The sequence below is a fragment of the Acidicapsa acidisoli genome, assembly GCF_025685625.1.
Taxonomy (GTDB): Bacteria; Acidobacteriota; Terriglobia; order Terriglobales; family Acidobacteriaceae; genus Acidicapsa; species Acidicapsa acidisoli.
On sequence record NZ_JAGSYI010000001.1, the window covers coordinates 671,416 to 692,762 of the forward strand.

At 58.6% G+C, this 21,347-nt stretch carries 15 protein-coding genes; 5 read left to right on the plus strand and 10 right to left on the minus strand.

What is annotated here, in order from left to right; translation table 11 throughout:
• Nucleotides 1-19: 19 nt before the first annotated feature.
• Together OHL23_RS02785 and OHL23_RS02790 are read right to left on the minus strand one after the other, a co-directional pair.
• On the minus strand, nucleotides 20-709 hold the full coding sequence (locus OHL23_RS02785; protein ID WP_263350252.1) for a hypothetical protein: 690 nt from the start codon (nucleotides 707-709) through the stop codon (nucleotides 20-22).
• An 82-nt stretch (nucleotides 710-791) separates the two neighbouring features.
• Nucleotides 792-2,681 (minus strand): glycoside hydrolase family 127 protein, encoded by a 1,890-nt coding sequence (locus OHL23_RS02790; RefSeq protein ID WP_263350253.1) that lies wholly within the window; start codon nucleotides 2,679-2,681, stop codon nucleotides 792-794.
• A gap of 218 nt (nucleotides 2,682-2,899) precedes the next feature.
• On the opposite strand from OHL23_RS02790, the gene OHL23_RS02795 reads away from it, so the two are divergent.
• Nucleotides 2,900-4,756 (plus strand): ATP-dependent nuclease, encoded by a 1,857-nt coding sequence (locus OHL23_RS02795; RefSeq protein ID WP_263350254.1) that lies wholly within the window; start codon nucleotides 2,900-2,902, stop codon nucleotides 4,754-4,756.
• Nucleotides 4,757-4,851: 95 nt separating this feature from the next.
• Here OHL23_RS02795 and OHL23_RS02800 read toward each other — a convergent pair whose 3' ends face one another.
• On the minus strand, nucleotides 4,852-5,325 hold the full coding sequence (locus tag OHL23_RS02800) for a GatB/YqeY domain-containing protein (protein WP_263350255.1): 474 nt from the start codon (nucleotides 5,323-5,325) through the stop codon (nucleotides 4,852-4,854).
• Nucleotides 5,326-5,508: 183 nt separating this feature from the next.
• Here OHL23_RS02800 and OHL23_RS02805 point away from each other — a divergent pair, with 183 nt between their 5' ends.
• Nucleotides 5,509-6,678, plus strand: a complete 1,170-nt coding sequence (locus OHL23_RS02805) for a pyridoxal-phosphate-dependent aminotransferase family protein (protein ID WP_263350256.1) — start codon at nucleotides 5,509-5,511, stop codon at nucleotides 6,676-6,678.
• Nucleotides 6,679-6,719: 41 nt separating this feature from the next.
• Nucleotides 6,720-8,546 carry a phosphoglycerate dehydrogenase gene (gene serA, locus OHL23_RS02810; RefSeq protein WP_263350257.1) on the plus strand — a complete coding sequence of 609 codons (1,827 nt, stop codon included), beginning with the start codon at nucleotides 6,720-6,722 and terminating at the stop codon, nucleotides 8,544-8,546.
• Nucleotides 8,547-8,751: 205 nt separating this feature from the next.
• Here serA and OHL23_RS02815 read toward each other — a convergent pair whose 3' ends face one another.
• Nucleotides 8,752-9,045: a Dabb family protein gene (locus OHL23_RS02815; protein WP_263350258.1), complete on the minus strand. Its 294-nt coding sequence runs from the start codon at nucleotides 9,043-9,045 to the stop codon at nucleotides 8,752-8,754.
• A 204-nt stretch (nucleotides 9,046-9,249) separates the two neighbouring features.
• Between OHL23_RS02815 and OHL23_RS02820 the strand changes: the two genes are divergently transcribed.
• Nucleotides 9,250-10,266 (plus strand): proline iminopeptidase-family hydrolase, encoded by a 1,017-nt coding sequence (locus OHL23_RS02820; protein WP_263350259.1) that lies wholly within the window; start codon nucleotides 9,250-9,252, stop codon nucleotides 10,264-10,266.
• A 389-nt stretch (nucleotides 10,267-10,655) separates the two neighbouring features.
• Nucleotides 10,656-11,414, plus strand: a complete 759-nt coding sequence (locus OHL23_RS02825; protein WP_263350260.1) for a hypothetical protein — start codon at nucleotides 10,656-10,658, stop codon at nucleotides 11,412-11,414.
• A gap of 268 nt (nucleotides 11,415-11,682) precedes the next feature.
• Here the strand turns inward: OHL23_RS02825 and OHL23_RS02830 are convergent, their stop codons facing one another.
• The 6 genes from OHL23_RS02830 to rpoC all read right to left on the minus strand — a co-directional run bounded on the left by OHL23_RS02830 (nucleotide 11,683) and on the right by rpoC (nucleotide 21,271).
• Nucleotides 11,683-13,131, minus strand: a complete 1,449-nt coding sequence (locus OHL23_RS02830; protein WP_263350261.1) for a phosphoglucomutase/phosphomannomutase family protein — start codon at nucleotides 13,129-13,131, stop codon at nucleotides 11,683-11,685.
• Nucleotides 13,132-13,214: 83 nt separating this feature from the next.
• A complete protein-coding gene (locus OHL23_RS02835; RefSeq protein ID WP_263350262.1) occupies nucleotides 13,215-13,649 on the minus strand; it encodes a YidH family protein in 435 nt (144 codons plus the stop codon).
• Between the two features lie 48 nt (nucleotides 13,650-13,697).
• Nucleotides 13,698-14,813, minus strand: coding sequence for a mannose-1-phosphate guanylyltransferase (locus OHL23_RS02840; protein WP_263350263.1), 1,116 nt, complete (start codon nucleotides 14,811-14,813; stop codon nucleotides 13,698-13,700).
• Between the two features lie 146 nt (nucleotides 14,814-14,959).
• Nucleotides 14,960-16,159 carry a pyridoxal phosphate-dependent aminotransferase gene (locus OHL23_RS02845; RefSeq protein WP_263350264.1) on the minus strand — a complete coding sequence of 400 codons (1,200 nt, stop codon included), beginning with the start codon at nucleotides 16,157-16,159 and terminating at the stop codon, nucleotides 14,960-14,962.
• A gap of 228 nt (nucleotides 16,160-16,387) precedes the next feature.
• The gene (locus tag OHL23_RS02850; protein ID WP_263350265.1) at nucleotides 16,388-16,558 is read right to left on the minus strand and encodes a hypothetical protein; all 171 of its coding nucleotides are present in this window, start codon (nucleotides 16,556-16,558) and stop codon (nucleotides 16,388-16,390) included.
• 519 nt (nucleotides 16,559-17,077) lie between these two features.
• Nucleotides 17,078-21,271, minus strand: coding sequence for a DNA-directed RNA polymerase subunit beta' (gene rpoC, locus OHL23_RS02855; protein ID WP_263350266.1), 4,194 nt, complete (start codon nucleotides 21,269-21,271; stop codon nucleotides 17,078-17,080).
• Between the last annotated feature and the right edge of the window lie 76 nt (nucleotides 21,272-21,347).

Consider the following 21,347-nt stretch of genomic DNA (forward strand, 5'->3'; position numbering starts at 1 on the left):
AATCAATTCCCGCCCAGATTTAATTCCCCTGATTCTGAGCAATCTTGCCGCCAATGTAAGCTCCGTGCCCGAGGCCCATCAGAATCATCAGCGTCTGCCCGATATCGGGAATCCCCTGCCCACAAGCTCCATTTGCCACGCACGGAGCAGGGCTGTGAATGGCCGCAATAATCCCGTTCAGAAATACCCCCACCGCGACCGCAGTCCACAGCACCACCTGGACCTTGCCCAGATCCGGCGCACCACTCGGATCGGTGAAGATGCCGCTCTGGTCAACAGGCGGAGGCGGTTGCGGGGCAACCTTGACCGGCGTCACGACTACCGGAGGTCCACCCATCTCCTGCGCAACCACCGACGGTCCCGTCGCCACCACCTGGGGCGGCGCGGCGGCGGCCGCCGCATCGGCGCGATTGCTCGAATTCACCTCAATCGCCTTGGTAGAAATCGTAGTCACCACGCTGATCCCCATCGCGATCAGCAGATTCTGCGGAATATCCGCCAGCCCCTCATAGTGCCCGTGACTGACTCGCACCTCATAAACCGCCAGATACCCGAACACCACCGCAGCAAGCCACACTAGCATCTGAAACTTACTCGTGCTCGGCCTTCCATCCTCGCCCTTTACCAGCGCCCACGGATGCTCCCCCGTCGCAATCAGCAAAACCAGCCAGAACACACCCAGACCCGCGAACCCCAACACATAGGGCATGACTTACCTCCATATCAGTGAGTGGAGGGACTATATCATGCGCCCGCACCGGTTGGAATCCGTTTCTTTCCGGAAGTATCTCCTAACTTACCGTCAGATAAGTCCGGTATCGCTCCTCATGAATCTCCGTAAACGGCGTCAACAACAGCGGCCCCGAACTCGTATCCGCCATCCACACCGCCTGCCCCTTCATAGCCTTCGCAGCGAGGAGCTGCGCCCGGCTTACCTTCGGCGCATCCTCAGTCAACGCAAAGAGCACCAGCGGCCCGCGCACCAGCGCCACCGTATCCGGATTCTTCGTTCCCGCCCCGTCAATCGCCTCCAGCCGCATCGGCAACGGCAGCATCAACTCCACGCGATCGCCGTCCTTCCACTTGCGCCGCAGCGTGGCAAAGCCCTTATCCACCGCAGCATTCACAGCCAATCCATTCACCTTGATCTCCGCCACCTGACCACCCAAACCATCCTGCCCAGCCCAAGCCGGAATCCGCAACCGCAACGCAAACTCCTCCGCCTTCGAAGCCTTCACCACCAGCGCAACATTCCCCTCAAGCGGATACCCACCCGCTTGCGTCAGCGACATCCGCGCCCCATGCGATCCCGTCCACTTCAGCGTCGAAGGCATATATAAGTTCACCCATACCCCATCGTCATCGCGAAAGTAACCGAGGATGTGATAATCCGCAGCCACCTGCGGCAGCGTCCCCGAGCAGCACGGCCACGCATCATCAAAATAAAACTTAGTAGCCGAATCACTATAGTCCGAGTAATAAAAAGCCCGCCCATCCTTCTGCAACGACTTAGCCCCGAGCACCGTGTTATACAGCACCCGCTCCATACTGTCCCCATACCTGCCATCCCGCGTAACCCGCAGCAGATATCGCGTCAGCTTAAAGTGCGCATAACTCCCGCACGGAGTCTCAAAGCTATGCTTTGTCTTCGTCAAACTCGCATACAGCGCCCCGGTATTCGGCTCACGAAAACTCTCATCCGGACCCCACCCGCCCGTAGCATAACTCTGCGTCGCCACAATCATCTCGTGCGCATTCCTCGCCGCGCGCAGATGCTTCTCGCTTCCGCCAACCATATAAGCCTGCATCGCCGAACTCAGCGCATTGCAAAAGCTGTAAGCATGATGATCCGGCAACACATTCCTGTTCTCCGAAAGCGGATCGAAGTAACTCTTATCCAGCAGATAGCGCGGAGCCATCGTCCTATACCGCTCACCCGCCCCGCGCTGCGCCGCCAGATACAAATTCTCCGGCAGCGTGTAAGACTCATCCCACCCATAATCGCCAGTCGAATTCTGCCCCGTAGCCGTGCGCCAGGCGATCTGCGGAGCATCCCGATCCAGCGCAGTCGGCGGCAGATGCGGCTCCGCAGCATCCGTAGTCCGGTTCAATAGATCAAAAGCATCCGGCACACCCGCAAACTGGTGCGCATCGATCAGCCCGATCACCATCTTGTCGTAGTTATAAGCAGGAAATCGAAAGTTATCATAAAACTTACCCGAAATTGCAGGCCCATATAAGTCCAGAATCCGCCGCAGCTTCGCCTTGCTCTCCGGATCGCCATCCACCGCAACCCCGCGAGCCAGCGCCGAAATCCACTGCCCAAACGAATGCCCCGGAGCAAATCCCTCCCCACCGCTAGGCGTCTTAACCAGCGGAACCTCGTCATACCACCCACCCATCGGACCACCCGGAGCAGACAACCCCGCCCGCAGCCTCCAGGGCCGCAAAAGCGCATCCTCATCCATGCCAAGCAACACCGCCCGAGTCTCTTCAAACTGCGTCCGCATCCGCCCCGGAGCCAGTTCCACATCCCCATACCCAAACTCTTGCAAAGGCTTGGCACCAGCATCCTCACCCGCAGCCAACCCCTCAGCCAGCGCCCCAGTCAAAGCACCAGGCGCCGCCGAAGCCACCCCAGCCACCTTCAACCCATTCTTAAGAAAAGCACGACGCAGCATCCCAAAATCCCCCGCCGCCATCCTAAGGCCTGAGTCGTTGATTCGTCATTCGAAGCGCCACAAGTGTCTGCAACAGGCTAATGGATGGCTACAATGACGAATCTTTGGTTGCGAGCGAACCATTCAGTCGCTGGGGTGCTTTGCATATTGCAACAACTGACAGATCGTGAAATGCTAGGGTCGTTAAACTCTAACTTATTTTTGGGGAGCAAGAAACAGTGAGACTACGACGGTTTGTAATCGTAAATTTTAAGGCCATTCAGAGAATTGAACTTGATTTCGACGACCTACTGATTGTTATAGGTGAAAACAATTGCGGAAAGTCATGCGCTCTTTCAGCATTGTCGATATTTTTATCTGGCAGCGCCATTAAGGATACGTCACTTTTTCATCGACATCAGGCCGATGAAGCCAACGCGATAGAACTGATCGGATACTTTGATCAATTGACCGCGACTGAACAAGAGGAATCCGCTGTAAAAGGGAGAACTCTTGGAGGAGAGTGGATTCTCAGAAAGAAGTTTTGGATGACCGTTGATAGTACGGACGGTGAAGATAAGACTTCATGGAAAGAAGAGCTTTCCTCGTATTCCGCGCCCGAGATCTTTCATTTATGGCCCCAGCCAGACACAACTTGGGCGGTCTTTGGTTCAGACTATCAGCCCCTCATTGCCCAAATCCCGGGCGCCACGGGCCGAACCAATGCTATTAACCGCGAAATGTTGAAGCAGCTTGTTCGACAAAATCGCCCAGACCTAGTCTCTCAGGGTACACCTGCATGGCTTGCCAATCCCGGCGGTGGTGGGAACTGGAAGTCAAACGCTAATTCCATTCTGCCCCGATGCGTCTTTATTCGAGCCGTACAAGAGGCCACCGAAGAATCCCTTTCCAAGGATGCTTCGACGTACGGCAAGCTCGTGAATCTGATAGTGGAGAATCAACTCTCGCAACGGCAGGAGATTATCGACCTTAAGAACGCACTCAACAGGGTCTTGGAACTCTTCTCTCCAGATCAAAACAATCCGGAAGGTCAAGCGCTAGAAATCAAGGAGCTTGAGAGGAAGATCAACGACGGACTGAGAGAAGTCATAGGCGGTGAAGCACGAATTAGGACCGAAACCCCGGACGTCAACTCTTTATTGCTTCCAAATACCTCGCTTGTGATCCGGGACGTAAGCGTTGAGATAGACACAAAAATTGCGCACCAAGGTCACGGGCTTCAGCGAACGCTGGTTATGACGCTACTCCAGATACTCGCTGAGGCACAAGAGACTTCTTTGGGAGCTATGGGCGATAAACGTGCTGTCATGCTCATAGTGGAAGAACCTGAACTCTATATGCATCCCCAGATGGAGCGGCGGATGCGAGATCTGCTTTACCGGCTATCATCCGAGCCGTCATTCCAAGTGGCCTGCTGCACCCACTCCCCTGTTTTCATTGATATCGCAAATCGGCACAAATCAATCGTAAGAATGTCTAAAGCTGCGAATGGGCATGTAAGCGTGAAGCAGGTTACTCAGGAGATTTTCGTTGGTCCCGCTGATGAGATAGAGCGCCAGCGCCTTTCGGCGGTCTCAAGATTCAATCCAAGTGTTAACGAGGTCTTCTTTTCTAATGAAGTGGTGATCATGGAAGAATTGACGGCTGTTGCGGCATTCGAGCGCGCTGCTGAAGTTACAGGGATTTTCGCAAGGCACCCGCAGAGGCGTAGAGGTGTGTCGATTATCGAGACTACTGGAAAGGGCAATATCCCCTCATTCCAGAAAGTTCTCAATGCGTTTGAAATTCCATACCGTGTTATCCACGATGAGGACCGCAGTCAACCTCAAGCTCTGACCGAGAACCTCCGAATAGTTGCATTAGCCGGAACTCCACCGGGAAATCGACCAATCCATATGGTTGGCCCCGAAAGCATTGAAAACACCCTTGGATACGTGGCTCAGAGGGGAGCCGGCAAGCCCTACGCAGCAGTCCGAAGGGTAGAAGAACTGCACAGCCTAAACGCCCTTCCACAGCCATTCGTCGAAGCAATGAATTTCGTCTACTTCGGAACCTTAGATGAGCCACTGCTCTAGATCGGGAACCCAAGCCGGGTGCAGGTGCCCCAGGTCTCGATTTTGAGACCTGGGCCTATTTCGTGCGAAGCACGAAACCCTGCATCACTCAGCCCCTAGGCCAGCGCAACCTTAACAGCCTCACTCACCAACCGCCCCTCAGCCCGCAGCCCATCCGCCTGCAGCTTCGCCTGCACCGCCTTGATGACCGTCCCCATCTCCTTCGGACCCGGCTTCTGCCCCGCTCCCTCGGCAATCGCCGCAATCACCTGCCCCACCAGCGCAGCAAGCTCGTCCGTACTCAGCGCCTTGGGCAAAAACTCCTCGATCACCGCAATCTCCGCAGCCTCTTTCTCCGCCAACTCCGGCCGCCCGCCCTTGGTGAACTGCTCAATCGAGTCGCGCCGCTGCTTAATCATCGTAGCCAGAATCTGCTGCGACTCCGCATCCGAAAGCTCCTCACGCTTCTCAATCGCCCGGTTCTTCAGCGCCGTCGTAATCAGCCGCAAAGTCGTAGTCCGCTCAGAATCCCGAGCCTTCATCGCCGTAATCGTCTGCGCCTTCACCCGCGCTTCCAAAGTCTCACTCATCGCTAAACCACCTGTTTCTCAAAACTTTCGTATTCCATCGATTGTACCCAACCAGCAATCAGCCCTGGCACCATCCATCCGCACTTCACACTCCACGCCAGCAATTCACATTTCTCACAAGAATGTGTATTCTGTGATTGCAGCCGGCGAGCAAACCCGGCCAGGTCTTTCCAAGGAGATTCCATGTTCCGTAAAACCCGCCTATACACCCCCGGACCGACCCCACTGCTCCCAGCCGCCCAGTTCGCCATGGCCGCCGCGGACATCCACCACCGCACCGCCGAGTTCCGCGCCCTCTACACCAAAGTCCTCGGACAACTTAAAGAGTTCGTCGGCACCAAAAACGACGTCCTGCTCCTAGCCTGCTCCGGCACCGGAGCCATGGAAGCCTCCGTCAGCAACCTCACTTCGCCCGGCGATCGCGTCTTGGTCCTGAGCGCCGGAAAATTCGGCGAACGCTGGGTCGCCCTCGCCAAAGCCTTCGGCTGCCAGGTCGACCTCCTCACCGCCCCCTACGGCGAAACCTTTGATCTGGAGCAAGTTAAGGCCGCACTGAAGCCCGATACCAAAGCCGTCTACGTCCAGGCCACCGAAACCTCCACCGCCACCCGCCACGATGTCCAGGCCATCGCTGAAACGCTCAAAGCAGCCAATTCCGAAGCCCTCCTGATCGTCGACGCCATCACCGGCCTCGGCACCACCCACTTCGATGTAGACGCCTGGGGCGTCGACGTCCTCATCGGCGGCTCGCAAAAAGCCGTCATGGTCCCGCCCGGCCTCGCCTATCTCTCCGTCAGCGACCGCGCCTGGGCCGCCATGGAAACCAGCAAAAACCCGCGCTACTACTTCGACCTCCGCAAAGAGCGCAAATCCGCCAAGCTCGGCGAAAGCGCGTATACACCATCCGTAGCCTTGATTGCCGGCCTCGGCGCAGCATTGGACTACATCGCCGGCCAGGCTGGCGGAAACCTCGCCGAAGGCCGCATCGCCCTGATCGAAAACGCCCAGAACTGCGCCGCCATGACCCGCGCCGGACTCGTCGCTCTCGGCTTCACACTCTTCGCGCCGACTGCCCCAGCCGCCGCAGCCACAGCAGTATCTGTCCCTGAAGGCCTCGACTCCGGAGCCGTCGTCAAGGAGCTGAAAGCCCGCTTCGGTGCAGTCATCGCTAACGGCCAAGGCGAAATGAAGGGCAAGATCTTCCGCATCGCCCACCTCGGCTTCTTCGATTACATGGACACCATCGCCCTGCTCGGCGCACTCGAACTGATCGCCCGCGACACCCTCAAGCTTCCCGTGCAATTCGGCCAGGGAGTCGCCGCCGCCCAGGAAGTCTTCGCGCAGAAGAAGTAAAAACAGCTCCTAGCTTCTAGCTAGGAGCTAGGAGCTATTCCATGCCTGAACTCACTTTTGGCGAAAAACTCATCCTCGCCCGCAAGCAGTTGAACCTGTATCAGTACCAGATGGCCGAAAAGCTTGGGGTTCACCCCAACTCCATCTGGAAATACGAGCAGGGCGAAGGCAAGCCACAGGCCTCCGTAGTGCGCATTTTCGATATGTTTTGCGAACAGAACAACCTCCGCTTCGACGAATTCTTAAGCAAAGGCCCAAAAATGAAGATCGTACTCGCTGAAAAAGTCTCGCCCGCCACATTAGCCGTCCTCGCCAGCGAGCCTGACTGGCAGATCCTCACCCATGACGACGTAGCCAAGCTCCCCGGCAAGCTGCCGGAAGCGCTCGCTGATGCTGACGCGCTCGTCGTCCGCTCTGCCGTTCAGGTTGACGATGCAATGCTCGAACACGCGCCGAAGCTCCGCGTCATCGGCCGCGCCGGTGTCGGTGTCGACAACATTGACGCTGACGCCGCCACCCGTCGCGGCATCGTCGTGATGAACACACCCGGCGCAAACGCCATCGCCGTTGCCGAACTGACCATCGGCCTTATGCTTGCCCTCGCGCGCCAGCTTCCGCAGGCCAATGCCACCATGCACGCCGGCAAATGGGAGAAGAAGTCCCTGCAAGGCGTCGAACTGCGCGGCAAAACTCTCGGCATCCTCGGCCTAGGCCGCATTGGTCTTGAAGTCGCCAAGCGCGCGAAGGGCTTTGGCCTGGAACTCGTCGGTCACGATCCGTTTGTCTCCGCCGCCGTAGCCCGTGAGGCCGGGATCAAACTCGTCACCACGGAAGAGCTCTTCGCCGAATCAGACTACCTGACGCTGCACGTTGGCCTGACGCCGCAGACCACCGGCATCATCAACGAGCGCACGCTCGCGACGATGAAGAAGGGTATTCGCATTCTCAACTGCGCACGCGGCGAACTGATCGAAGAAACCGCGCTCGTCGCGGCGCTCAAATCCGGCCAGGTCGGCGGCGCGGCGCTCGATGTCTTCACCGTCGAACCGCCGAAAGACTCGCCCTATGCCAACCTGCCGAACGTTATTCTGACGCCGCATATCGCAGGATCGACGGCTGAGGCGCAGGAGGCCGTGGGTATTCAGATTGCACGCCAGGTTCGCGAGTATCTGAAGCTCGGCGTAGTCCAGAACGCGGTCAACGTCGCGTCACTCACGCACGAAGAGTACCTGCAGCTGGCTCCCTTCATCGATCTCGCGGGACGGCTTGGCAGCTTCCTTTCGCAGGCTGCGCCGCGCACGATTGAGAGCATTCATCTCACCTACGCGGGCGCACTCGCGGAGGGCAAAACAGATCTGGTGCGCAATGCGGCCATCGCCGGGCTGCTGTCGCAATCCGAGCATGTAAACCGCATCAATGCGGCTACCATCGCTCAGGAGCGTGGTATCCGCATCCACGAAGAAAAGCACGAGAGCATTCGCGGCGGCGCGGCCTCGGTTCTCTCGATTACGCTGCACGATGTGGCCGGATCGACCAAGGGATCGGCTACCGTGCTGCATGGCGAACAGCCACGACTGCTGGGCTTTGATGGCATGGACATCGAAGCGCCACTCGAAGGCAGCCTGCTGGTCTGCCGCAACCTCGACGTTCCGGGTGTAATCGGCAACATCGGCACGGTGCTTGGTCAGCAGGGAGTGAACATCGCCAACTTCGCCCTGGGCCGCGATCGGGCGCCGCAACAGGCCGGAACCGGGCCGCTTAAGGCGCTCTCAGTGGTTCAGGTTGACGAGCCGGTTGGTCCGGAAGTTCTGGAGGCTTTGGCCAAGGTTCCGAACCTGCTTCAGGCTCGGCTTGTGCGTCTGGGATAGTGCGAAACAGTGTGGAACATGTGAGTGTTCCACGTGGAACACTTTGGGGCGGAAAAGCTCTCGAATATGTGTCAAGTAAAGTTTGTTGGATCTGTCTTGTTTTACTGCACTTGTATTTGCGGGGAATTTCAGCCGTTTGTGCCTTGTGTTCCAAGGGAAAAGCCCGACATAGCGTGCTCGCTATATCGGGCTTTCTCGTGCAAGGTTAATCCAGCGCCAGAAAGTCGAACTCGACGGGGTCGATCAGCGGCACCAGCCACTTGAGCAAGGCCTGATGCTGCGGATGGGTTACATAGGCTTCGAATGCGGCTTTGCCGGTGAAGCGCATCACGCCCGCGAAGGCATAGCCCTTGCCATGGGGCGACTCATTGTGTCCAACATGCAATTCGAGCAGCCCTGGAATCTTCCCCTTAAAAGCCGAGATATCTGCTTTCGCTCGCTCTTTTAATGTTTCCGTTGCCTCGGGCTTCCATTGAAATCCAAAGATATGAAAATACATCCGTCCTCCTGGCGAAGATTTTTTCGACCCTTCAGTATCTCGCACTCACCTCGGAATAGAAACTGCCCGCCGGACAACGCGGCCTCGCCACAATTGGGATAATGGATCAGTGTCGCTCGCGATGGACGAAGAATCTTTGTCTCGATATGCAAGCGGAGAGAGTCAGGCGACCAGCAGATGACGGAAATACATACAGGAGGACGCATGAACCGCCGCAGTTTTCTAGCCGCCACCGCATCGTTGGCGACCGCCGCGATCCCTACCTCCGCGCCAGCGTTGCCCAGCGCCGTCCAGCCAGACGAGATCCTTACCAGCCAGCCGGACGGTCTTAATCCTCCTGGCATTCGCACCGCTGGCATCAAGATGCTGCCGGTGGTCGGCGGCAAATACAAGGTCTGGACCAAGAAGCTCGGCTCTGGCCCGATCAAGGTTCTGCTTCTTCACGGAGGTCCGGGCTTTGGCCATGAGTACCTCGAAGCTCTTGAATCCTTTCTGCCTCAGGCCGGCATCGAGATGTACTACTACGACCAGCTCGGTTGCAATAACTCCGACCAGCCGGATGATCCGGGCCTTTGGACGCTGGCACGCTATACCGAAGAGGTGGAAGAGGTGCGCCGGGGGCTTGGTCTCGAACACTTCGTCCTCTACGGCCATTCGTGGGGCGGCATTCTTGCCATGGAGTACGCGCTCAACTATCAGCAGCACCTGCGCGGACTGGTCATCTCGAACATGACCGCCGGAACCCAGTCATACCTGAAGCGCACCGCCGCGCTCAAGCTCATGCTGCCGCCAGACAAGCTTGCGCGCCTCAACGCGCTCGAAGCCAAAGAGGACTACGACTCGCCCGAGTACGAGAAGATCATGATGGACGATCTCTATCCCAAGATGATCTGCCGGGTTCAGCCGTGGCCGGATTCCGTCAATCGCGCCTTCCGCCATGCCAACGACAAAATTTATAGCCAGATGCAGGGCAAGAGCGAGTTTCTGGTCACGGGTAACCTCAAGGATTGGGAGCGCTGGGACCGCCTGCGCGAGATCAAGGTGAAAGCGCTCACCATCGGCGCGCAGCACGACGAGATGGACCCCGACGACATGAAGAAGATGGCCGCTTTGATGCCCAACGCCAGCAATGCATTTTGCCCCAACGGCAGCCACCTATGCATGTGGGACGATCAGGAAGTCTACTTCAAACATCTGCTCAGATTCCTGCATAGCGTCTAAACCACTTAGTCTTGGAGCTCCGCCTCATTGTTGAATGCAATCAATTTTGCTACCCAATGCAACGTTATGCTGGCACCCAATGCAATGGAATGCTGCCACTGGCAGATCGAGAGAATGCGCAGCATTATCCTCGCCGAAGGCGTGCGGGGGTTGACTCAAAGTTAACTGCCGGTTGGCCGGTTATCCGCTCAATGCGCGGGACCATCCTTGGCCGATGGCCCGTCATCCGCAGCCTACACCGTCATCATCTAAAATCATTCGTTATGAACCAGAGAGCTTTCCGATTCAATGCGCTGTCACTATTCTGCGCATTCTTGGCCGCCGCTATTACGCCGCACTTCTTGAGTGCGGAGAAACCTAAGGCTATTCCCGGAGAGGAAGTAGATCGGTTGGTCATTTCGGCGTTGTCGCATCAGGGCGTTACGAAACCAAAAGTCGTCTCTCATATAGACTTGACGGAACCCTTTGGAACCGTAGCCCAATGGACGTTCGTGGCCATCCAGGATGGCGGCCAGCCAATACCCGACTTCGAGGACCACGGCCCAATCTTACTTTGCCTTGTGAAGGCAGCTAGCCCGGATTGTGCTCAGCACCTCTATCAACAAGTCAGAAGCGAGATGCCGTGGTTCGACACACCTTACCATCTTTTCGACGGCAGCGTCGTTTACGCGAATCAGAACAAGTCAAGCCCCCTGCTGTTCCTAAAGGTGTGCGGGGCTGTGAGCGGCGACGGCGACTGCGAGATCGCCACTGCTTTGTACACGTATGACAAGCGCAATGATCGCTTCATACGCGTGTTCCTGAACCTGACAGGACGAAATAACAATCAGGCCACGCGTTTTGTCGAGAGCGGTCCGTTGCAAGGAGACGTGATCGTCGCCAATCCTACGGAGAACGCTCCCTACACCTACTGGATTGAGGTTTACCGAGCAGAAGATTCAGGGCAGTATGGCCGGATTCTTCGCTATCGCGGTCACACCGGCTACTCAGATGGTAATCCGCTGGCCGTAGCTGATTCCGAAATGCCTGAAATACTGCATCGCTTTGGGCTGTGGCAACCCGGCGATCCATTGCCTGTTCCGGCCCACCTGCCTCAAGGATGCATAAATCTATCTATGCGGCACGGTGAAGAATGGTGCAAGCGATGAGCAGGGGCGGTCTGCACGTCAGCCATATCTAGCGACCCGATGTGGGCGTATTGTCGGCAAGCGGTCAGTTACTCCTGCGTAAACAGCATCGATCCGGCAGGATAGTTCTTTACCGGGCGGCAGATGGGGAGTGTACGGGAACGACCCCAGATGGCAGCGTTCCATTGCCGCCAGCAGCCTCATTGCATTGCTGAGGAATCGCCGGGGGCCGGTCTTGCATTTCATCCCGCTCCCGGGCAGGTTTGCGCACAGCCGATGCAGGCAGCGATTAGCTGCCCAGTGCAAACTCGCGTGCAGCCTCCAGCAGCTTCGTTACCGACTCCTTTGAGCAGGACTCCGAATAAATCCGCATTAGCGGTTCTGTGCCACTGGCGCGGAGGAGCAGCCATGTTTCGGCGGCGTTCGGCTTGGTCTTTGCTTCGGGGTTGTCGAGGTAGAACTTTACGCCGTCGAGGGTTTCGACGCGCAGGATCTTCATGCCGGCAAAGGCCGTTTCGCCAGCATGAAGGAGCCGGGCGCGCGCGATAGCCGCGTTCTTGAGGCGGTCGGGAATGTGCAGGTCGATGCGGCCGTACTGGTGTTCGCCGTACTCGGCTTGCAGGTCGGCGACGAGTTGGCCGAGGGTCTTCTTTTCTTCGGCCATGACGTTGGCCAGCAGCAGCGCGTTGAGCAGGCCGTCGCGCTCAGGCAGATGGCGCTGGTAGCCGATGCCGCCGGACTCTTCGCCGCCCATTACGATCTCCTGCTGCTGCATGTAGTCGACAACATACTTGAAGCCGATGCCATGCTCGTAAATCCTGCGTCCGTATTTGGCGCAGATGCGGTCGAGCATCTTTGTGGTGTTGAAGGCGCGGGTTACATCGCCCGGCCAGCCTTTGCGCTTGAGCACCCACTCCAGCAGGACGCTGAAGATTTTGTGCGGATCGACGAATTCGCCGTGCTCGTCGGTGGCTCCGATGCGGTCGGCGTCGCCGTCGGTGCAGAGTCCCGCGTCGCAATGGTTGGCGACGACGGCCTCGCCGAGGGCGCGGATGTTTGGCTCGATGGGTTCGGGATTGATGCCGGGGAACAGTGGGTCGACATGGCCGCGGATCTGAACGAAGTCGACGCCGAGCCGCGTGAAGATGCCGGCAATCAGCTCGCGTCCTGCGCCGTACATCGAGTCGATGCCGAACTTGAAGCCGGAGGCGGCGATCAGGTTGAGATCGGCGAAGCGCTCGATTGCCGCCATGTATGGAGCGATGAAGTCGACCTCTTCGATGGCGGCGGCGTGCTGGGCTTTGGGAACGGGCAGGCCGAGATACGATTCGATTTCTGCAATGATGGCAGGACTGCCCGAGCCGCCGAACCAGGCCTTGTATTTGACCCCGTTCCACTGGCAGGGATTATGCGACGAGGTGATCATGATGCCGCCCGCCGCGCCGAGGGCGCGCACTCCGTAGGAGAGGGCCGGAGTGGGCGTGATCTCCTGCGCGAGCTTTACGGGAATGCCGGTGGCGGCTACGACTTCGGCGCAGGTACGGGCAAAAGCCTCGGAAAGAAAGCGGGAATCGTAGCCGATGCACAGGCCTTTTGCGGGATTTTGGGCGGGATCTTTTTGGGCGTGCAGATAGGCAGCGACGGCGGTTGCCGCGGTGCGAACATTCTCAAAGGTGAAATCGCTGGCGATGACTCCGCGCCAGCCGTCGGTGCCGAACTTGATTACTGGATGCGCCATGCGTGCGGGCTGTCCTCCGTTGCAGTCAGTTTACCGTGCGCACGTCCCTTAGCCATACCGCTCTGAGCGAAAGGGCGCCAGCCCTAGTGCAGGTAGAGCAGGTACGCTCCCATGCCGACGCCGACAGCAGCCAGCAGGAGCGCCAGCACGATCGCATTCCAGGAAGGCCGTCCGGCGATCCAGTTGCCGCTGCGCAGCTCGCAGACGGTACGGATATGCTGAATCGTCGCGGTTACATTCACGATGACTCCGACCGCTACGAGAGCAACACCGGAATACTCGGAGACTCCTGTTGCGTGGACGACCGTATGCACTTCGCTGGCGCGCATCTCGCGCAGGAACAGGCCGAAGCGCGAAACCGCAAAGCCAACTCCCATCAGTCCCAGGCCGGTTCGAATCCAGGCCAGAAAGGTACGCTCGGCTGCAAAGTAGATACGCGGATCGTCGGAGCCGGCAGGCGTGGATTCGTGGCCCGGTACCTGAATTGTCGCGTTCGGCTCATTCCCGCGAGTCACCATGTCGACAGCCTCCCAGGAATGAGTTCATTGCGCCAGGTCGGTTCGGGCTCAGATTAGCTCGATTTGGCCGGAAGCGGCCAGCTCTTTCACGATTTTGCCGACATCCTGAGATTGTCTGCGGTGTGTGATCAGGAGCGCGTCCTCCGTTTCGACGATCACCAGATCCCGCACGCCTACCAGCGCGACGAATTTCCGCGGACTGAAGACGTAGTTGTCTCCTGAATCGAGCGTCATCAGGCCGCTGGTCTCGGCCACGTTGCCTTCCTCATCGCCGCGCAACCGCGTTTCGACCTGATATTCGTATAGGGATTCCCACGAGCCGAGATCGTTCCAGCCAAATTCGGCGGGCAGGCAATAAAGACGCGAGTGATGCTCGCCCTTAGCAGAACGCGGTTCGAGGATGGCGTAGTCGACGGAAATGTTTTCACACTGGGGATAAAGCTCGCCGAAAACAGCGTCGAAACGCTCCGTGCCGAAGGCGGATGCGATCTCTTCGAGCAGTGGAGCGGTCTCCGGCAGATGCTCGCGAACGGCCTTGGCGAGGGTGCGCGCCGACCAAAGGAACATGCCTGAGTTCCAGAAATAGTTGCCTGCGGCGACAAACTCCTCGGCGCGGTTGCGGCTCGGCTTTTCTGTGAAACGCCGCACGTGGAGCGATTCGTTGGGGCCGTCGTCGCCAGTTTCGATGTAACCGTAGCCGGTTTCCGCGCGAGTCGGCTCGATGCCGAGGACCACCATTACATCGCCCGATGCCGCGAGTTGAACGCCGCGCTCAATCATCTTGAGAAATCGCGGCTCGTCGCCGATCACGTGATCCGACGGAAAAACGCCGATTACGGCATCCGGATTGGACTTTTCTACCAGAAACGCGGCCAGGCCGCAGGCTGGAGCGGTATTTCTGGCGACCGGCTCCTCGACAATCTGCGTACGCGGGACTCCAGGGAGCTGGGCCTCGATTTCGGCGGAGAGGAGCTCGTTCGTGATAACCCAGAATTGACCTGGAGCGGCAATTGGACTCAGGCGCTCGACCGTCTGCTGGAGCATCGAGCGGTCTCCATCCAGCGCCAGAACCTGCTTTGCCCTGGCGCGACGGGAGCGGGGCCAGAAGCGCGTACCGCTTCCTCCAGCCAGAATTACCGGGCGAAAATCTATCTTATTCGTCATGGAAACGCTATCCTACCCCACCAAGCATGGAGTTGCCTAGCTGTTACAGGTGACACTGAAGTCACTTTCAAGCCATGATTTTCAAATCGCGAGAAATAGGTATGTTGCAGGTCTCTGCGCTGGACTTTGAGCAGAGACCCGCAGTTCTATAGGTTGAGAAGAAACTGCTTCATGCGTCGGACGCCTTCGTCGATGGTCTCCCGGGTGACAGGATAAGACAGCCGGATGTGGTGCGGAGTCCCAAAGGCTTCGCCGGGCACCGCAACCACGTGCGCCTCGTGCAGCAGGCGGGTGGCCAGTTCGGTAGCGGATTGGATGCCGGATTTTCCGATATACGCACTCATGTTGGGATAAACGTAGAACGCTCCGGCGGGAACGGTGCAGGTAACGCCGGGGATCTCCTTCAGCTTGGCGATGATGTAGTCGCGCAGGCCTTTGAACTCGGCGCGGAACTCGTTGACGCACTCCTGCGAGCCGGCGAGGGCCGCGATTGCGCCCTTTTGCACAAAACTTGTGGCATTCGAGGTTGACTGCGACTGCAGTTTCGAGAGATTGGCGATGATCGACTTCGGCCCGAGAGCATATCCGGCGCGCCAGCCGGTCATCGCGTAGGTCTTCGAGAGCGACCCGAGCACGATCATGTGCTCTTTGGCCCAGGCGAATTTGCCCGCCGAAACCGGCTTGGACTCATAGTTCAGGTAGACGTAGCACTCGTCCAGAATCAGATAGATGCCGCGCTCGTGCGCGACCCGCACAATCCGCTCCAGATCTTCCTCGGAGACGATATTGCCGGCAGGATTCGATGGCGAATTGAGGATGATCGCCTTGGTCTTGGGCGTAATCGCCGCCTCGATTGCGTCGGCGGTGATCCGGAAGCTCTCGGCCTCATCGGTTTCCAGGTAAACAACCTTGCCGCCGGCGTACTGGATGATGTCCTTGAAGCTGACCCAGTAGGGGACGGGCAGGATCACCTCGTCGCCATGCTCGATGAGAATCTGGATGGCGTTGAAGAGCGCCAGCTTTTCGCCCGTCGTGAAGATCGTCTCATCGATGCCGTAGTCGGAACCGAAGTCGCAGGCATGACGCTCCACGATTGCCTTGCGCAGCTCGGGGATGCCGGGGACGACGGTATAGCGGGTGAAGTTGGCCTCAATGGCCGCAATCGCCGCGTCTTTGATGTGCCGCGGAGTGGGGAAATGCGGCTCGCCTGCGCCAAAGTCGGTGAGCTGGACGCCCTGAGCGCGCAGCTTCGCGGCCTCGGCAGCGACAGCCATGGTTGCAGAAACTTCAATCCGGCCAATTCGGTCGGCAAATATTTTGCGGTCCAGGGAAGCGGAAGTAGCCATGTCTCTTACATCTTTACAGATTTTTGGGCCAATCGAAAGCGGGAGCCGCGCAAAGTGGTCTCATTTCGCGAGAGGGCGTGCCCGGCGGCAGTTCGCTCATTTGGTCTAATGCAGAGCTTCGTTTTTCGTCTGCTTCGATCAGGAAACAGGTTTTGCGGTCCCTCCCACGGTGGCGCGGGAGGGATCATTGCCCGCAAAAGAGATACGCAGGTCGAAGCTGGATCATACCTAGTCGGTCATCCGCGACTCGGGATGCTCATGCTCCTGATACGTCGCGTCCTGCTTAGCCAGCTTTTTGGGCCCCTTGTCGTGCCCGGCTTTCTGTTGCTGTTTTTGTTGCTGATGCAGTTGCGGGCGTTGCTGGCCTTGCTGATCAGGTTGCATTTTGCTGTTTTTCATACGGAAGGCTCCTTCTGTCGAGCAATATACTCCCTCGAAACAACGTCGCGCCATAACAGAAGTGATCATGTCGGCATAAAAGATTTTAATCCTGATCGCATAGAGATTATCCCCAGGTTCCAGGCCACAGGTCTATGCATTGGATCGCGCGTAGGCGCAATTGCAGGCCGACGTGGACGGGCGTCTGGTGAGCTAAATCTGGTAAGGGAACTGAGGCGTACCTGAGCAGATAGATCGGGCTTTCAGCCCTCGGATTTCTCTTCCGGAACTCGTACCCAGCCCGTTGGGCTGGGCTGGGATAGCGACGCGCCGTTGGCGCTGAAGTGTGCTCGTTGGAGGATTTTTATTGGATGGAGAAGCCCAGGTCTCAGAAGCGAGACCTGGGGCACCCGCGAGCAGCAGATTCCCTTCGGGAATGACAGAAAGAAAGACAAGAGCAAATGCAGAAGCCCGGCGCGAGGCCGGGCTTCTTGTTGTTGCTTTTGCGGGCGAAGCCCGCGGTTGCCTGGACGGCCAGTCCTATTCGGCGGCCATTTCTTCGGCTTCGCCTTCCTGGCGCATCATTTCTAGTTCGCGTTCTGCGGCTTCGAATTCTGCGTTTACTTCCTGCTTGACGCGCTCTGCCGCTTCTTCCAGTTCTGGTGAGAGCTGGACTGAGCGGTAGTAGTCGAGTCCGGTTCCGGCAGGAATCAGGCGGCCGACGATGACGTTCTCCTTGAGGCCGCGCAGTCCGTCGATGGCTCCGTTGATGGAGGCTTCGGTGAGGACGCGGGTGGTCTCCTGGAAGCTGGCGGCCGAGATGAAGCTGTCGGTCGAGAGCGACGCCTTGGTGATGCCGAGCAGCAGCGGACGGCCGATGCATGGGCGGCCACCGAGGGCGAGAACGCGCTCATTCTCTTCGTTGAAGCGGAAGCGGTCGACTTGCTGCTCGAGCAGGAAGTTGGTGTCGCCTACGTCTTCAATGCGGACCCAGCGAAGCATCTGACGAACGATGACTTCGATGTGCTTATCCGAGATGGTCACGCCCTGCAAGCGGTAGACTTCCTGGATTTCGTTGACCAGGTAAGCCTGCAGCAGCTTTTCGCCGAGGACGTTGAGAATGTCGTGCGGGTTGAGCGGGCCATCCATGAGAGGATCACCAGCCGAGAGCCGCTCGCCTTCCTGGATGTTGACGTGGGTGCCGCGAGGAACGCTGTATTCCTTCTCCTCGCCGTTGTCGGCGGTGACGTAGATCTTGCGCTGACCCTTGGAGACTTCACCGAAGCGAACGACACCGTCGATCTCGGAGATGATGGCGGTTTCACGCGGCTTGCGGGCTTCGAAAAGCTCGACGACGCGCGGCAGACCGCCGGTGATGTCCTTGGTGCGGGTCGATTCGCGAGGGATCTTGGCGAGAATGTCGCCCGGTCCGACGGTGTCGCCATCGAGAACCATCAAGTGAGCGCGACTGGGCATGAGATACCGCTTCTTGCCCTTGGCGCCGTTGATCCAGATGGCCGGCTGACGCTTTTCATCGGGAGCATCGGCGACAACCAGACGTGAGAGGCCGGTGACTTCGTCGACTTCTTCGTTGAGGGTGATGCCTTCCTGGAGGTCCTTGAACTGCACGGTGCCGCCGATTTCGGTGAGCACTGCGTAAGTGTAGGGATCCCATTCGGCGAGCTGATCGCCCAGCGAAACCTTCTGACCGTCTTCCACGCGGAGACGCGCACCGTACACAACCTGATAGCGTTCCTTTTCGCGGCCACGATCGTCAACGATGGCGACCGATCCGGAGCGGTTCATGGCGACCAACATGCCATCCTTCTCGGACTTGACGGTGTTGAGGTTGATGAAGTGGACCGTGCCGTTGTTCTTGGCATCGAGGCGGCTCTTGTCGGAGACGCGCGATGCCGTTCCGCCGACGTGGAAGGTACGCATGGTCAACTGCGTGCCGGGCTCGCCGATGGACTGCGCCGCGATGACGCCGCAGGTTTCGCCAAGCTCGACCATGCGGCCAGAGCCGAGGTTACGGCCGTAGCAGAGAGCGCAAACGCCGCGACGGGATTCGCAGGTGAGCACCGAGCGAATCTTGACGCGCTCGACACCGGCTCCCTGAATGGCGGAAGCGATCTCTTCGTTGATCTCCTGGTTGATTTCGACCACGACGTTGCCGTCGAAATCCTTGATGCGTTCAAGCGAGACGCGGCCGATGATGCGGTCGCGCAGCGGCTCGATGATTTCGCCGGACTCGACGATGGGGCTGACGTAGATGCCTTCGACGGTGCCGCAATCCATTTCGGTGACGATGACGTCCTGCGCCACGTCGACGAGACGACGGGTGAGGTAGCCGGAGTCAGCGGTCTTGAGCGCGGTATCGGCGAGGCCCTTACGTGCGCCGTGGGTCGAGATGAAGTACTCGAGCACGGTGAGGCCTTCGCGGAAGTTTGCGGTGATGGGGGTTTCGATGACTTCGCCGGAGGGCTTGGCCATCAGTCCGCGCATACCGGAGAGCTGACGAATCTGCTGCTTCGAACCACGGGCGCCGGAATCAGCCATGATGTAGATCGGGTTCATGGCGCCGTCTTTGTCGGCCTGTTTCATGTTGCCGAACATCTCATCGGCGACCTGCTCGGTAACTGCCGACCAGATCTGGATGACTTTGTTCGAGCGCTCGCCGTTGGTGATTGCGCCGTCCAGATACTGCTGCTGGACTTCGATGACTCGCTTGTCGGCATCGGCCACGGTAGTGTACTTGGAGGCCGGGATGACCATGTCATCGAGGCCGACCGAGAGACCGGAGCGGGTCGCGTACTGGAAGCCGAGCTCCTTGATGCGGTCGAGCATGCGAACGGTGATCTCGAGGCCGAGGTTCTGGTTGCAATAGCTGACCAGCTGGCCGATTCCCTTCTTCTTGAGCAGGCCGTTGATGAATGGCATGCCTTCGGGAAGCGCATCGTTGAGGATGGTGCGGCCGACCGTGGTGGAGATGAAGTTCCTGTCGAACTCCACGGGGTCTGTGTGCATCAGATCCTGATCGTCGTAGGCAGTGGTCATGTCGAGGACGCGGCCAGTGTAGCGCAGGCGGATGGGCGAGAGCGTTTCGACTTCGCCGGCCTGGAGGGCCATGAGGACCTCTTCGGCGTTGGCGAAGGTGCGGCCTTCACCCTTGGCGCCGGCCTTGGACTTGGTCAGGTAGTAAAGACCGAGAACAAGATCCTGCGTGGGGACGGTGATGGGCTGACCGGATGCGGGCGACAGAATGTTGTGCGCCGCGAGCATCAGCACGGAGGCCTCGATCTGCGCTTCCGGAGAGAGCGGAATGTGAACGGCCATCTGGTCGCCGTCGAAGTCCGCGTTGAAGGCGGTGCAGACGAGCGGGTGAATCTTGATGGCCTTGCCTTCGACGAGCACCGGCTCAAAGGCCTGGATGCCCAGGCGATGGAGCGTAGGAGCGCGGTTCAGCAGGATGGGATGATCCTTGATGACTTCTTCGAGGATGTCCCAGACCACGGGCTCCTGCATCTCGACCATCTCTTTGGCTTGCTTGATGGTGGTGCAGTGGCCGGTCTGTTCTAGGCGGTGATAGATGAATGGCTTGAAGAGTTCGAGGGCCATCTTCTTGGGCAGACCGCACTGGTGAAGCTTCAGTTCGGGACCGACCACGATGACCGAACGGCCGGAGTAGTCGACGCGCTTGCCGAGCAGGTTCTGGCGGAAGCGGCCCTGCTTGCCCTTGAGGGTGTCGGAGAGCGACTTGAGCGGACGGTTGTTTGCGCCGCGCAGGACACGGCCGCGACGGCCGTTGTCGAAGAGCGCATCGACGGCTTCCTGGAGCATGCGCTTTTCGTTGCGCACGATGACTTCAGGAGCGTGGAGGTCCATCAGCTTCTTCAACCGGTTGTTGCGGTTGATGACGCGTCGATAGAGATCGTTCAGGTCGGATGTGGCAAAGCGTCCGCCGTCCAGCGGAACGAGGGGGCGCAGCTCCGGAGGAATGACCGGCAGCACGTCGAGGATCATCCACTGGGGCTTGTTGCCGCTCTTGCGGAAGGCTTCAACGACCTTGAGGCGCTTGGAGTACTTGATCTTCTTCTGGACCGAGGTTTCGGTCTTCATCTTCTCGCGCATCTCGACCGACAGTTCGTCGGAGTTGACGCGCTTGAGGAGTTCCTTGATCGCCTCGGCGCCCATCATGGCTTTGAAGCCGGTGGGGCGATACTGCTGGTCGAGTTCGCGGAAGCGGTTCTCGTCCTTGATGACCTCGCGCTCCTTGACCGGCGCGTCGCCTGGATCGACGACTACGTAGGACTCGAAGTAGAGGATGCTTTCGAGGTCACGCAGAGAAATGTCGAGCAGATGGCCGATACGCGAAGGCAGGCCCTTGAAGAACCAGACATGCGAGCAGGGCGATGCCAGCTCAATATGGCCCATGCGCTCGCGGCGCACCTTGGAAACTGTAACTTCAACGCCGCACTTGTCGCAGATGACGCCGCGGTGCTTCATGCGCTTGTACTTGCCGCAGAGGCACTCCCAGTCGGTTACCGGTCCAAAGATGCGGGCGCAGAAGAGGCCATCGCGCTCCGGCTTGAAGGTGCGGTAGTTGATGGTCTCGGGCTTGGTGACTTCGCCGTGCGACCAGCTTCGGATCTTCTCCGGAGAGGCGAGCATGATGCGAATTGCGTCGAAGTCCTTGATGGGCGTGGTGAGTTCAAATGGATTGGAACGGAACAAGGCGACCCTCCTTGGCATGCCTTTCGGCGTGACCGTCGCTGTTTCCCAGGGAAGATACTGCGGGAGTTCTGCCGGG